The organism is Vreelandella songnenensis (assembly GCF_003002925.1).
Taxonomy (GTDB): Bacteria; Pseudomonadota; Gammaproteobacteria; order Pseudomonadales; family Halomonadaceae; genus Vreelandella; species Vreelandella songnenensis.
The window spans coordinates 1-13,372 of the sequence record NZ_PVTK01000015.1; the positions used below are offsets into that span (position 1 = coordinate 1).

Annotated in this window: 11 protein-coding genes; 2 read left to right on the forward strand and 9 right to left on the reverse strand. The window is 62.4% G+C overall.

Annotated elements, in window-relative coordinates:
• From B0H98_RS16325 to B0H98_RS16365, 9 genes are all read right to left on the reverse strand, one after another.
• Nucleotides 1-1,778, reverse strand: a 1,778-nt coding sequence (locus B0H98_RS16325; RefSeq protein ID WP_106376131.1) for a type VI secretion system Vgr family protein, incomplete at its 3' end; no start/stop codon positions are given.
• Between the two features lie 183 nt (nucleotides 1,779-1,961).
• Nucleotides 1,962-2,393, reverse strand: a complete 432-nt coding sequence (locus B0H98_RS16330; RefSeq protein WP_106376132.1) for a bifunctional adenosylcobinamide kinase/adenosylcobinamide-phosphate guanylyltransferase — start codon at nucleotides 2,391-2,393, stop codon at nucleotides 1,962-1,964.
• Nucleotides 2,345-2,995, reverse strand: coding sequence for a histidine phosphatase family protein (locus B0H98_RS16335; protein WP_106376133.1), 651 nt, complete (start codon nucleotides 2,993-2,995; stop codon nucleotides 2,345-2,347). The genes B0H98_RS16330 and B0H98_RS16335 overlap by 49 nt, the downstream gene beginning before the upstream one ends.
• Nucleotides 2,932-3,702 carry an adenosylcobinamide-GDP ribazoletransferase gene (cobS, locus tag B0H98_RS16340; protein ID WP_106376160.1) on the reverse strand — a complete coding sequence of 257 codons (771 nt, stop codon included), beginning with the start codon at nucleotides 3,700-3,702 and terminating at the stop codon, nucleotides 2,932-2,934. Before cobS ends, B0H98_RS16335 begins: the two co-directional genes overlap by 64 nt.
• Nucleotides 3,699-4,235, reverse strand: coding sequence for a bifunctional adenosylcobinamide kinase/adenosylcobinamide-phosphate guanylyltransferase (locus B0H98_RS16345; RefSeq protein WP_106376134.1), 537 nt, complete (start codon nucleotides 4,233-4,235; stop codon nucleotides 3,699-3,701). Before B0H98_RS16345 ends, cobS begins: the two co-directional genes overlap by 4 nt.
• Nucleotides 4,219-5,331 carry a threonine-phosphate decarboxylase CobD gene (gene cobD / locus B0H98_RS16350; protein WP_106376135.1) on the reverse strand — a complete coding sequence of 371 codons (1,113 nt, stop codon included), beginning with the start codon at nucleotides 5,329-5,331 and terminating at the stop codon, nucleotides 4,219-4,221. The genes B0H98_RS16345 and cobD overlap by 17 nt, the downstream gene beginning before the upstream one ends.
• The gene (gene cbiB, locus B0H98_RS16355; RefSeq protein WP_244183207.1) at nucleotides 5,328-6,290 is read right to left on the reverse strand and encodes an adenosylcobinamide-phosphate synthase CbiB; all 963 of its coding nucleotides are present in this window, start codon (nucleotides 6,288-6,290) and stop codon (nucleotides 5,328-5,330) included. The genes cobD and cbiB overlap by 4 nt, the downstream gene beginning before the upstream one ends.
• Entirely contained in the window at nucleotides 6,287-7,333 is a 1,047-nt protein-coding gene (cobT, locus tag B0H98_RS16360; protein ID WP_106376137.1) for a nicotinate-nucleotide--dimethylbenzimidazole phosphoribosyltransferase, read from the reverse strand. The genes cbiB and cobT overlap by 4 nt, the downstream gene beginning before the upstream one ends.
• A gap of 111 nt (nucleotides 7,334-7,444) precedes the next feature.
• Entirely contained in the window at nucleotides 7,445-8,917 is a 1,473-nt protein-coding gene (locus B0H98_RS16365) for an efflux transporter outer membrane subunit (RefSeq protein ID WP_106376138.1), read from the reverse strand.
• Nucleotides 8,918-9,119: 202 nt separating this feature from the next.
• On the opposite strand from B0H98_RS16365, the gene B0H98_RS16370 reads away from it, so the two are divergent.
• Nucleotides 9,120-10,175 carry an efflux RND transporter periplasmic adaptor subunit gene (locus B0H98_RS16370; RefSeq protein ID WP_106376139.1) on the forward strand — a complete coding sequence of 352 codons (1,056 nt, stop codon included), beginning with the start codon at nucleotides 9,120-9,122 and terminating at the stop codon, nucleotides 10,173-10,175.
• 9 nt (nucleotides 10,176-10,184) lie between these two features.
• Nucleotides 10,185-13,298 carry an efflux RND transporter permease subunit gene (locus B0H98_RS16375; RefSeq protein ID WP_106376140.1) on the forward strand — a complete coding sequence of 1,038 codons (3,114 nt, stop codon included), beginning with the start codon at nucleotides 10,185-10,187 and terminating at the stop codon, nucleotides 13,296-13,298.
• The last annotated feature ends 74 nt before the right edge of the window (nucleotides 13,299-13,372 follow it).

The following is a 13,372-nucleotide window of genomic DNA, read 5'->3' on the forward strand; positions in this document are numbered from 1 at the left end:
GCGCCGGCTTCGATCACTACCTTCATGCCCGCCTTGTGATGAATCTCCTGCCCGGCTTCCACCAGCTGCGCCTGGCCGATGTTGTCGTGGCGGGTACCTTTCACGGTGAGGTGGTCATCGCCGTCCACTTGGGTGTAGCGGTTGCCGTGCACCGTGTGGTGGTCATCGTTGTCGATCTCGCTGATGCGGTCGTTGTGCACCTTGAGGTGGCTGTCGTTCTGGATCTCTTCAGTGCGGTCGTTGAGCGTGAGTAGCTCCAGGTCTTTCTGGGCGTGGAGCCAGATCTGCTCTTCCCCCGCCTCGTCTTCAAAGCGCAGTTCGTTGAAGCCCTCGGCCTTGTGGCTCTGGGTGCGAATGACGGTACGCGTCTTGTGCTCGGGCAGCGGGTACGGGGCAGTGTTGACGGCGTGATAGGTACGCCCGGTGACCAGCGGCTGGTCCGGGTCGCCTTCCAGGAAGGAAACGATCACTTCGTGGCCGATTCGCGGGATGGCAATGCTGCCGTAGCCGCCACCGGCCCAGCCCTGGGCCACGCGCACCCAGCAGCTGGCGGTGTCATTGGGTTCGGCGTAGCGGTCCCAGGGGAATTGGACCTTCACCCGGCCGTGTTCGTCGCAGTGAATCTCCTCGCCTTCCGGCCCCACCACAAACGCCACCTGGGGGCCGTCGACTCTAGGCTTGGGGTTGGGCGTGGCGCGCCAGGGCGTATCGCCGGGAATTAGCCTGACCTGATTGTAATACCGGGTCATGCCATTGGCGTCAAAGTGGCCGACGCTGTCCTCTTCAAGCGCCTGAGGCTGTTCGCCATGGTGGAGGATCTCGACGGGTTGCCAGTCGCGGTTGAGGCTTTCGTTGTCGTGGTCGGTCAGGGTGAAGCGCATCCCTGGCGCCAGTTCCGGCAGGTCGCTTTCCGCTTGGGCGGTGAGTGCTTCACGGCGCAAGTGTTCTACACGTATACGGGTAAACGGCTTACCGGAAGCATCCTCTTTATAGCGGCCGGGGTAATCGAAATGTTCGTAGTCGCTGCGCTGGCCGTACTGTTCAACGTCGCGGCCCACGTGTTCGTGTAACTGGGCATAGGCCGGGTTCTTGAAGGTGTAATCCTTCAATGTGGCGGAGGATGGCGCTATACGAGCAGTCTGGCGCAGTTTTCGCACATGGCGAATGGGCGCGGTGCCTCCGGCGCGGCCGTGGTAGGTACGCTCGCCTACATGTGCAAGCAGGCGTGGGTCGTCGGCAAACACCAGCCGGTGGGCGCCTTCTTCAAAGGTGTGGTAGTAAAACAACCCCTCTTCCGCCGCCAGGCGTTCGATAAAGGCGAGGTCAGTTTCGCGATACTGCACGCAGTACTCGCGCTCCAGAGGCTCGCGCCTGACGGCGAACGTGACATCAGTAATCCCCCGCTCGCTGCACAGGGTGTTGATAATGGAGAGCGGGTCTACCTTCTGAAAGATACGCGAGTTCTGACGTAACGAAAGCCGCCACAATGAGGGGCTGAGCTTGACCGAGTAGAAGGTACGCCGGTGGCCGCGGTCGGCTAGGACGAACTCGCTGATCATGCCGTTTATGTAACGTAGCGGCTGGCTATCTTGCCATAGGGTGAGCGTGGCAGTCTGATCCAGTAGCTCGGAAGCGCTCAGGCGGCTATCGCGACTGGCAAAATTCAATTGCAACTCGAAGGGCTGGGAAAGCGCCTCGCGGTAGGCGAAATCGATGACGGCGGCGTCATCAACGCCGGGTAGCTTCAGAGTAAATTGTAGGCCAGTGCCGTCTGCCATCGCGCCGCTCCTTGGATCGTGAATCAAAATGCGAAACGATCAGAGTAACGGCATCTATCTCAAGGACAACCCCAGCGCGGCACAAAGCGTTAATGTCTTACATGATTGTAAGACATTTCGTACAAATATCTGAAAATTCTGTGCCTTTAAGCACTTACTACTACGCTACGTATCCAGCTACTACTACGTACCCAACGCCTGCACCAACCCATGGCGCACATACCAGACCTGCTCGGCGCCTTCGACCATATCCTGGCTGAACCAGCCGTTCAGATCGCGCAGGCGGCGCTGGCTTCGCTCCATGGGCACGATGCCTCGGCCGACTTCATTGACGATGAAGATCAGCGTTGTGTGATGGGTCGTTGCCGCGCACTGAAGCTCCTTGAGATCATCGCGCCAGCGCGCCCGCCAGCTGTCGCTGCCCTCATCGGAGTCAATGGAGGCCGTCAGCCAATCCAGCACACCGTGTACTACCAGCGGAGTGTTCGGCAGCATGACGCCGACACATTCGCGCAGCCGCTGCCCAGGCGCCAGCCGCCACCATACGGCATTGGGAAAGCGGTTTCTTACAGCGTTTCGTTTGCCGGCTCCGGCACCGCCGATGAACACCTGCATAGCCAACCTCCTTTACCACTTTCGCCATGATACTCAAGCTGCCAGCGCCTTCCCTGCGCTTGATTCACCACCCCTTCCCAGAAGTCGATGGTTTCAAAACGCCGACGCAGTTCGCGAATCACGCCACCGTGGGTAACGGCCAGAACTTTCCGGTACCCGTGACGTTGCACATCTGTTGCCATATCAAAAAGCCATGCGTCCAGACGCGAACGCAGCTCGGCGGCGGACTCTCCACCCGGAATCTGCAGCTCACCGACGCTGTCGATCCAGGCGCGGTAATGGGGCAGGTGTTTCAGTTCATCGTAGACCTTGCCCTCATACTCACCAAAGTTTAATTCACGCAGTCGCGGTTCCAGGCGCAGCGGCATGCCCGGCGCGGCCGCCTGAGCCCACTCCAGTGTCTGCTGACAGCGCTGAAGATCACTGGTGTAGACAGCATCGAAACGCTCGCCGGCAAGGGCCTCGCGAAGCGCCAGCAGCCCCTCTTCCGCGTCAGGAAACAGCAGCGGAATATCGCGCTGCCCTTGATAGCGCCGTTCTATATTCCAGGCGGTGATGCCATGGCGAACCACCACCAGCTCCACATCAATCCCATCAGCCATAGCTCTCCTCCTTCAATGGTGGCACCCACCATATCACCGTTGATGCCCTGAAATAGTCGCAGCAGCGCCCAGCGGGCAAGCGCGACCAGCAGGCCCACTGCCATCAGTGCTACCAGTACGCCAGGCCAGCAGATAGCCATCACCATGAGAGGTACAAGCGCGAGCGCCACATCACGCGGGCCAAGCGACTGCTTCCAGGCCCAGGCCATCCCCTTTTGCTGAGCGCAGGGTGTCAGCACCAGCAGTGCCGCCCCGCCAAAGCGGGCCAGCGCCGGTACCACCACAAGCCACCAGAGCGGCGCGCCGTAGTGAAGCAGCGCCCATAACAGCACGCCCTTCCAGGCCAGCAGAAAAAATAGCGCCAGGATGCCGAAGCTGCCTACCTGGGGGTCTTTCATGATTTCCCAGCGTCGCGCCAGCGGCTGGTTGCTGCCCAGGGCATCGGCCAGATCCATCACGCCGTCCAGGTGCAGGCCACCGCTTAGCGCCACCCACAGGCTGAGCAGCGCCAGAGCGGCAAGCGGCGCCGGGGCGCCATGCATCAGCTGGGCGACAAGTGCCAGCACCCCACCCAATAACAGACCGACCAGCGGGTACGCCCGAATCGCCCAGCGGCGAGTCGCCGGTGTCCAGGGGCAGGCGATGGGCAGCGGCAGGCGGGTGAGAAACTGCAGCGCCAGCACGACGCCGTAAAGTGCACTCTTCAGCACAGGGTTTCCTTACGCTTCCACTCGATGCCAAGCCCACCAACCACTTCGAGTACCGAGTCCGCTTCGGCAGCGAGCCAACGGTGCAGGCCCTGAAGAAACCCAAGGTATCGCCAGGTCTCCTCATCGTTGGGCAACAGGTCTTCATTGAGGTCATTGGAAACCAGCACCAGATGCTGATGCTGCGAACGCGCCGCGTGAACCGCGTTTTCAAGCAGACATTTGCCTTGGGCATCGGTCAGTTCGCTGGCATAGCGAACCTGGCTTGCCCAGAGCGTCAGGCAATCAAGCAGAACGGCCGCCCCTTCGGGTATCTGAGCCAGCGCGGCGTCGATGGCCAGCGGCGCCTCCAGCGTTATCCAGCGCGCGTTGCGCGATGCTTTATGGCGCTCGACCCGCGCGGCCATCTCTTCATCGAATACATCGGCGGTGGCAATGTAATAACAGCTACCGCCCTTGGCCGCCTTGATGACGCACTGTTCGGCCACTTCACTCTTTCCCGAGCGGGCGCCACCACTAACAAACACAATCATCGAACACCTTTGAAAGCCGCTGATTGGCCGCTCGGTCGCGCAACGCGATGCGCAACCAACCACCGTCAAGGCCAGGGAAATTATGGGTATGCCGAACCAGCATGTTGCCACGCAGCAGCCGTTCGAAAAGCACGTTACTGGTAAGCCCGCGCTCGCGCAAAGCGTTATCGGGCCGAACCAGAAAAAAGTTGGTGGTACTGGGCACGATTTCAAGCCCCTTCTCGGCCAGGGCGGCGCTCATGAACGGGTGCTCGCGTTCAAGCCAGCTACGGGTTCGCTCGGCGAATGCCGTATCGGCGAGCAGCGGCGCCACCAGCTCGGCCGCCATCTGGTTAACGCTCCAGGGCGGCTGGCGCGCGGAAAGTGCGTCAATATTGGCCGCGCTGGCCAGCACATAGCCAAGCCGCACCCCCGGCAGGGTATAGAACTTGGTCATGGAGCGCAGGAGCGTCAAATGGGGGTGCTCAGCCAGCAGTGGCGTCAGCGATGCCCGCTCGCCGAGCCCTACCGCCAGGTCGATGAACGCCTCGTCCACGACCACCTGGCAGCCGCTTTCAGCGGTGCGCGCCAGCAGTCGTTGCACCTGCTCAAACGGTATCAGCGTGGCGGTAGGATTATTGGGTCGGCACACAAAAAGCACATCGATGTCCCTGATCGCGGCCATGAGTGCTTCAAGATCGAGCGTAAACCCAGGCCCGGGCAAGGCAATGGGGGTTAACTGCACACCAAAGGCGCTGCAGGCCCGGGCGTACTCGCCAAAGCTGGGCACCAGCACGCCAGCCCGCTTGCCTGCATGAAGCGCGGCCGCCAGAAAAATGGCTTCGGCCCCGCCGTTGGTCAGCAGTACTTGTTGCGCCGCTACCCCGTGATAGGCGGCAAGCGCTTCGCGGGCGGGCGCGTAATCCGGCGCCGGGTAGTGGTTGATCGCGGCGAACTGCCGGCCAAGCGTCTCGGCCACCCAATCCGGCGGGCCGAGCGGGTTCAGGTTGGCGCTGAAATCTTCAAGCGGATGTTCCGCCGGCAGGCCATAGCGCTTCAAGAGCGCAGCGGACTGCCCTCCGTGGCTTGGCCAGGGCGGGGGTTCATGAAGACTCATCTTGCCACCACTCCCGCTATGCCCATTAACACGGCAAACAGCAGCCAGCCCATATGCATGAGTGAAATAGTGGTGCCGATATGCGCAACGCGCAGTGCCTCGAAAGGCTCGCCCAGCGTTGCGCGGTGGGAAATGACGCCTTGGTAGGTATTGATACCGCCCAGCTGCACCCCGAGCAGCCGGGCCACCATGGCCTCCGGCCAGCCGGCGTTGGGGCTTGGGTGGCGTGGAGCGTCGCTCAATGTGGCGCGAAGCGCGCCGCGCCAGCGCAGCGGTGTTCCCAACGCCGAAAGCAGCACCCCGCCTACCCACAGGCACAGCGTGGTCAGCCGGGCAGGCACCCAGTTGGCAATATCATCGAGCTTTGCCGAGGCATAGCCGAAGTGCTCGAAGCGGGCGTTGCGATACCCGACCATCGAATCCAGGGTATTGATCGCCTTGTAGGCCAGCGCCAGCGGCGCCCCCCCGAGCACGGCAAAAAACAGCGGCGCAGTAATACCGTCCACGGTGTTTTCCGCCACGGTTTCCACGGTGCCTCGGGTTATTCCGGCTTCATCCAGCGTTTGCGTATCGCGCCCCACGATCATGGAAAGCGCCTGGCGCGCTGCCGGCAAATCACCCCGAGCAAGCGGTCTGGCCACGGCCCGGCCTGCATCGGCAAGGCCCTTGATGGCAAGGGTAGTGGCCAGCAGCCACAGCTCGGCCGCCAGGGCAAGCCAGGGGTGAATCATCGCCAGCAGCACAAGCGCCGTGAAGCTTGCGCCCCAGACGCTTAGCACCACCGTGGCGGTCAGCATGAAGCCCAGACACTTGCGGCGTGAAGCGCCTCCCCGGTTCCAGCGCTTTTCCAGAAAGCTGATCAGCCGCCCGATCAGCACTACCGGATGCACCAGCGCACGCGGATCGCCAATCAGCAGATCCAGCACAATGGCAAGGCCAATCAGTAACGTCAGGGTCACGAAGATTTATCCGCAATGCCGGCCGATGTGAAGGTGGCCATTTCGGCCATCATGGCGGACGCGGCTTGCAGCAAAGGAAAGGCCAGCGCGGCGCCACTGCCCTCGCCCAGACGCATGCCGAGTGTCAAGAGCGGCGTGGCGTCGAGCGCCTCTAATGCCACGCCATGGCCCGGCTCTTGCGAGCGGTGGCCAAACACCAGATAGCCGCGCACCGCCGGGCAAAGGCGGCACGCGGTGAGTGCCGCCACCGTGGCAATAAAGCCATCCACAATAGCGGGCAAGCGGCAGGCCGCAGCGGCCAGGTAGGCGCCCGTCATGGCGGCAATTTCCAGCCCGCCCAGGGCGGCCAGCACGCTCAGCGGTTTTTCGGCATCAAACGCTCGCGCCGCCAGGGCGCGCGTGATGACACCCGCCTTATGCACCTGCTGCCGGCTATCAAGCCCCGTGCCCGCGCCCACTACCTGCTCGACCGGCGTGCCGGTAAAGGCCGCCAGCATGGCGCTGCTGGCGGTGGTGTTGGCAATGCCCATTTCCCCGACAATCACGCTGCGACAGCCGGCATCCCGTGCCCGCGCTACTGCATTGACGCCCACCTGAACAGCGGCCTCGACCTCATCAAGCTGCATGGCATCCTCTAGGGCGATGTTGCCCGTGGCGCGGCGAACCTTGTCGACCACCACACCCGGGGCCTCTACATCACCCAGCACGCCGACATCGACGACTTCCAGGCGCGCATTGATCTGCCGGGCAAAGACGTTGATGGCCGCGCCGCCGTGGGCAAAATTGGCGACCATCTGCGCGGTCACTGCCTGGGGAAAAGCAGAGACGCCCTCGGCCGCGACGCCGTGGTCGGCGGCAAACACGATGACAGCGGGCGGTGTGAGGATGGGGGCCAGCTCCCCGCTGATCTCGCTTAGCTGTACGGCCAGCGCTTCGAGAGTACCCAGGCTGCCCGGCGGTTTGGTCAGCGTATCCAGATATGCCCGCGCCCTGTCGCCAGCGGTTTTATCGACAGGGTCTATTCGGGCAATCAGCGAAGGCATGGCAGGCTCCAGAGCAGGATAAAGGTCAACCGCGACGAAAGGCGCAAATAGTAACAAACCTTGCGCCTTCGAGGGCGGCTCTTTCACTGGAACCCGCCATGCAGGTGATGGTTAAATCGACGTCTCTTCGGCCCTCGAGTCACTCTCCTTCCAACCGCCTCCCAGCGCCTTGAACAGCGTGGCATAGGCGGTCAGTCGCTCGCTTTGCACTTCGGCGCGGTCAAGCTTGGCAGACAGCAGCGAGCGCTCGGCGTCCAGGCGCTCGAGCATGCTGGTCTGGCCCTGGTCGTACATGAGTACCGCCAGATCCCGCGCACGGGAGACCGCCGCAAGCTGCGCGTCCACGGCGTCCACGCGCTGGTCGGTCAGCTCGAAGCTGGTCAGCGCATCGCGTGCCTCGTTGAAGGCGGTGAGCACGGTCAGCCGGTACTGGGCATCGGCCTGCTCTACCCGGGACTGCGCAATCTCCACGTTGGCGCGGGTGCGGCCGAAATCCAGAAGCGGGCCGACGATGGACGCGCCAAGCCCCCAGGCGCGGGCGTTGTCGGTGAACAGATCACTCGAATCCGCAGCGACGCTTGCAAGCGAGGCATTGAGATTGATAGAAGGCAGCCGAGCAGCTTCGGCCACGCCCACCTGGGCATTGGCGGCGATCAGGGTGGCTTCGGCTGCGCGGATATCCGGGCGGCGCTGTAGAAGCTCCGAGGGCAGAAGATGCGGCAACCGCCGAGGTTCGGCAATCTCCGCCAGGTGCGTGTCACCGTAGTCGAGCTCACTCATCAGCTCGCGCGGAGTAAGCCCCACCAGAATGGCCAGCGCTCCTTTCAAGGCGTCTACCTGCTGCGTTACCTGGGGAAGCTCGGTGCGCACGCCCCGCCACTCCGCTTCGGCCTGGCGAAAGGCAAGCTCATTGATATCGCCAAGGTCATAGCGCAGCTTTTGCAGACGGTAGGTCTCCTCGTAGGTGGCTTCGGTCTCTTCGAGAATCTCGCGCTGATACTGAGCGCTCTTCAAATCGAAGTAGGTCGTCACCACATCAGCGATCACGCCGATCTCGGCGGCGTCGCGGGCGAACACGCTTTCGCTGAACATGGCCAGCGCCGCTTCGCGCTGGCGGGCAAGCCGCCCCCACAAGTCAAATTCGTACTCGAGACTTCCCGCCAGGGAGAACTGGTTGTTGGTCGAGGTGATCAGGTCCTGCACCGGCTCGATGTCGATGGGAATGGACGCGCCGGGGGTGCGCTCACGGGTGGCCTCGGCCTGGTAACCCACGCTTGGAAACAGCTCAGCGTCGGCAAAGCCAAGCTGAGCACGCGCCTCCTGTATGCGCGCCAGCTGCACGGCAAGCTCCAGGCTGTCCTGGGTGGCACGCTCCACAAGCTTGGTAAGCGCCGGATCGTTGAACTGGCGCCACCAGCGGCGCCACTCACCGCGCTCGGCCTGGTCAAGTTCAATATGCTCAGGCCAGGCGTCGGGCAATTCGAGTGCCGGGGCCTGGTAGTCCGGCCCCACCGCGCAGCCACTTATCAGCAGCACCGCCAGGGCAATGCCCGTCAAGCGGTGCTTCGTGCATCCCTTCTTCATCCATTCTCCTTGCGTTTCGACCTTGCTTTATAATCTTACTTTTTAAAGGCTTAGCGGCGCTGTCTGATCACGTTGACGTCAAAGCTCGATACCAGAAAAACTCAAACGACTGTTCGCCTTTTTTCAGCCACCTACTATAGTAGGTGGCTGGCGTAATACCACCACCATTGAACAATGTTAATCGCTTGCACGGAGGCAACGCATGAAGCCGGTTTTTTTAGGGATCCTTTTACTCATTGCACCTTTGATATTGACCGGCTGTGGTGATGACGAAGAACAGCAGGAACGCCCCGCGCAGGTAGTCAAGCTTGTCGAGGCGAGCCAGCAGGAGGTTTATCCGGGTAGGCGCTTTGTCGGCCGGGTGGGTGCCCGAAGCACGGTGAATTACGCCTTTCAGGTGGGCGGGCGGATCACCGAGTTCCCCGCGGTACAGGGAGCGGTCATACCCCAAGGCGAACTGATCGCCCAGCTCGACCAGACCGATTACCTGCTGCAGGTGCGCGCCAGTGAAGCCGAGTACGAGCAGGCCCGACGCAACCTGAACCGCCAGCGCACCCTGCGCTCTCAGGGGGCGGCCTCCCAGGCGGCGCTCGACGCCGCCATCGCCGAGGCCGAGCGCGCCGAAACCCAGCTCGACAGCGCCCGCCAGGAGCTTGAGTACACCACGCTGAACGCGCCTTTCGACGCGCTGATCGCCCGGCGCCTGGTCGAGAACTACACCACCGTTCCGCCCAATACCGAAATCGTGCGTATTCAGGATATCTCGGAGCTGCGCATTCGCTTCAACATTCCCCAGGCCATGATGCAGCACCTGGAAAACGGCCGCCAGTTCAAGGCCGAAGCCGAGATCGCCACACTTCCGGGCCAGCGCATTCCGCTCGAGTACCGTGAACACGTCACCGAGCCCGACGAAGTCGCCCAGACGTTCGAGGTCGAGTTTGCCCCGGCGAACGAGGGCATCATCGCCCTGCCCGGCACCACCGCCACGGTCTACATCGAGCCCGAAGCCCAGATTGAAAGCCCCTTGATCAGCCTGCCCAGCAGCGCCCTGGATAGCGATGAAGCCGGTGAATTCCGGGTGTGGGTGTTCGATGCCGAGGAAGGAGTGGTCAACCCCCAACGCGTCAGCGTCGGCGAGATGGTCGACGACCGGGTGATGATCACCGCAGGCCTTGAAGCGGGCAGCCGCGTGGTCGCCACCGGCGCGCACCTGCTGCGTGACGGCATGCGCGTCAAGCCGCTCGACGCGGCACTTTAAGGGGGCGTCATGGATATTGCAAAGCGCTCCATCGAAAAGCCGATCAATACCTGGCTGATCGTGGTGATCTGCCTGCTGGGCGGCATCTGGGGGTTCAACACGGTCGGCAAGCTCGAAGACCCCTCCTTCACCATTCCTTACGCCATCATCAACACCCCCTACCCCGGCGCCACCGCCGAAGAGGTCGAGGAAGAGGTCACCGAACGCCTGGAGCGGGCGATTCAGGACATGCCCCAGATCGACGTGCTCGACTCGAAATCGCTGCCGGGCCGCTCTGAAATCCAGGTCGAGATTCAGGATACCTACGGCAGCGACGAGCTGCCCCAGATCTGGGACGAACTGCGCAACAAGGTGAACGACGCCCAGGCGGACCTGCCCCAGGGCGTGATTGGCTCTCAGGTGAACGACGACTTCGGCGAAGTGTACGGGCTTTTCTATGCAGTCACTGCCGAAGGCTTCTCTACCCGCGAGATTCGCGATATCTCGACGTTTCTGCAGCGTGAACTTCTTGCCGTACCGGGGGTGGCCCGGGTGAGCACCGCCGGCGAGCGCGAGGAGAGTATCTATATCGATATCTCCAACGAGCGCCTGACCACGCTGGGCATTCCCATCGAGCAGGTGATCAACACCATTCAGACCGAAAACGCCGTGGAGGACGCCGGTACGCTGAGAGCGGGCGACCGTCAGGTGCGCCTGGTGGTGCGCTCCAATATCGACAGCACCACGCTTCTGGAGTCCATCCGCATCGGCCGCCCCGGCACCACCGAGCAGGTAGCACTTGCCGATATCGCCACCGTCTACCGTCAGCCGACGGACATCCCCGAGCACGTGGTGCACTACAACGGCAAGGCGGCCTTTACGCTGGGCATCGCCGGTATCGCCACTGAAAACATCATCGAGATCGGTGAGGCGGTCGAGGCGCGCATGGAGGAGCTTCAGACCCGCATTCCGCTGGGCGTGGAGCTTAACCCGCTGTACGAACAGCACAACGTGGTCAACGATGCGATCAACGACTTTCTGATCAACCTGGCCATGTCGGTGGCCATCGTGATCGGCGTGCTGTGTCTGGTCATGGGCTGGAAGGTCGGCATGGTAGTGGGCAGCACGCTGCTGCTGACCGTGCTGGGCACGCTGTTTGTCATGGGTATCTTCAATATCGAGATGGAGCGTATCTCGCTGGGTGCACTGATCATTGCCATGGGCATGCTGGTGGATAACTCCATCGTGGTGGCCGAAGGCATGGTGACCAATATTCGCGACGGCATGAAGGCCAAGAAAGCGGCCAGTGCCGCCGCCAAGCGCGCCCAGATGCCGCTGTTCGGCGCGACGCTGATCGGTATCATGGCCTTCGCCGGTATCGGTCTTTCCAACGACGTCACCGGGGAGTTCATGTTCTCCCTGTTCATCGTCATTCTGGTCTCCTTGATGCTGAGCTGGCTGCTGGCGCTGACCGTCACGCCGCTGTTCGGCTACTACCTGCTGCGCAAGAAAGGCGAAGAGGACGAAGACGAGGAAAGCGAGGAAAGCAGCGAAGGCGACGACAGCCAAAAGGACGGTGGCAAAAAGGACGACAGCTACGGCGGTATCGTCTACCGCACCTACCGCACGCTGCTGCTGGGCGCACTCAAGGTGCGCATTCTCACCGTTTCGGCGCTGGTGGTGCTCACCGGGGTATGCATGTGGGCGTTCACGCTGGTGCCACAATCCTTCTTTCCGGATTCCAGCACGCCACTTTTCTTCATCAATTACGAGCTGCCCCAGGGGACGGACATCCGCGCCACCATCCGCGATGTCGAGGAGATCGAGGCCTACATTCTCGAGCACGACGACGTGGTGTCGGTGGCAAGCTTCGTGGGCCGTGGGGCGACGCGCTTCATGCTCACCTACTCGCCGGAGCAGCCCAATAACGCCTACGCGCAGTTCATCATTCGCACCAACGAACTCGACGCCATCGATGCGCTCGACCGCACTTTCTACAAGGAGCTCAACGAGCGCTACCCCAGCGCCCAGGTACGCACCCAGCGGCTGCAGTTCGGCCCCGGCGACGGCGCGGATATCGAAGCGCGCTTTCAGGGCCCCTCACCAGAGGTGCTGCGCGAGCTTGGCGACCAGGCCCGGCGGCTCATGGTGGCCAACCCGCTGTTGATCGATGAGCGCATCGACTGGCGCCAGCAGGAGCTTGTCGTGGCGCCGATCATCAATGAGGAGCGGGCGCGTATCGCCGGCGTCACCCGGGAAGATATCGCCCAGACGCTCACGTTCGCCTCCTCCGGCGTTCGCGCAGGCACCTACCGCGAAGGCGAGCATCTGATTCCGATTACCGCCCGGGCGCCGCAGTCCGAGCGCGATGACGTGGCGCGGCTGAGCGACCGTCAGATCTACAGCGAGGCGCAGCAGCAGTTCGTGCCGATCACCCAGGTGGTCGACGGTTTTGAAATACGTTCCGAGGAGGCGCTGATCGAGCGGCGCAACCGCGTTCGCACCCTGACCGTGGGCGCCGAGCCCGATAAAGGCTTCACCGCCGCCCAGGCGTTTGACGCGGTGCGCCCGGAAATCGAGGCGATCGACCTGCCGCCGGGCTATACGCTCGAGTGGGGTGGCGAACACGAGAACTCGGGGGATGCTCAGGAGTCCCTTGGCCAGCAGCTGCCGGTGAGTTTCCTGATCATGGTACTCACCTCGATTCTGCTGTTCGGCAAGCTCCGTCAGCCGCTGATCGTCTGGCTGGTGGTGCCCATGTCGGTGTGCGGGGTGGTCATCGGCTTGCTGATTACCGGCCTGCCCTTCTCGTTTACCGCGCTTCTGGGCATGCTGAGCCTTTCGGGCATGCTGATGAAAAACGCCATCGTTCTGGTGGACGAGATTGACGAACAGATACGCTCGGGCACCGCGCGCTTCACAGCACTGGTGGACGCCAGCATCAGCCGCCTGCGACCTGTGTTTCTGGCCGCGGGCACGACGATCCTTGGCATGATTCCGCTGTTGTGGGACGCCTTCTTCAACAGCATGGCGATCACCATCATGGGCGGGCTGCTGTTTGCCTCGATACTGACGCTGATCGCCGTGCCCACGTTCTACGCGCTGTTCTTCGGTATCAAGAACGACGAAGTAGACAACCGTTAGCCTAGCCTGCCCTTCCCAAGATGGCGCAGCCAGAAAGAGCGTCTACATGGGCTATACTAGGCTTCATTCAGAGG

Coding starts and splice junctions, on each gene's coding strand:
- B0H98_RS16330 (WP_106376132.1), bottom strand. CDS start 2,393: ATGCAGGTGTTCATCGGCGGTGCCGGAGCCGGCAAACGAAACGCTGTA.
- B0H98_RS16335 (WP_106376133.1), bottom strand. CDS start 2,995: ATGGCTGATGGGATTGATGTGGAGCTGGTGGTGGTTCGCCATGGCATC.
- B0H98_RS16345 (WP_106376134.1), bottom strand. CDS start 4,235: ATGATTGTGTTTGTTAGTGGTGGCGCCCGCTCGGGAAAGAGTGAAGTG.
- cobD (WP_106376135.1), bottom strand. CDS start 5,331: ATGAGTCTTCATGAACCCCCGCCCTGGCCAAGCCACGGAGGGCAGTCC.
- cobT (WP_106376137.1), bottom strand. CDS start 7,333: ATGCCTTCGCTGATTGCCCGAATAGACCCTGTCGATAAAACCGCTGGC.
- B0H98_RS16365 (WP_106376138.1), bottom strand. CDS start 8,917: ATGAAGAAGGGATGCACGAAGCACCGCTTGACGGGCATTGCCCTGGCG.
- B0H98_RS16370 (WP_106376139.1), top strand. CDS start 9,120: ATGAAGCCGGTTTTTTTAGGGATCCTTTTACTCATTGCACCTTTGATA.
- B0H98_RS16375 (WP_106376140.1), top strand. CDS start 10,185: ATGGATATTGCAAAGCGCTCCATCGAAAAGCCGATCAATACCTGGCTG.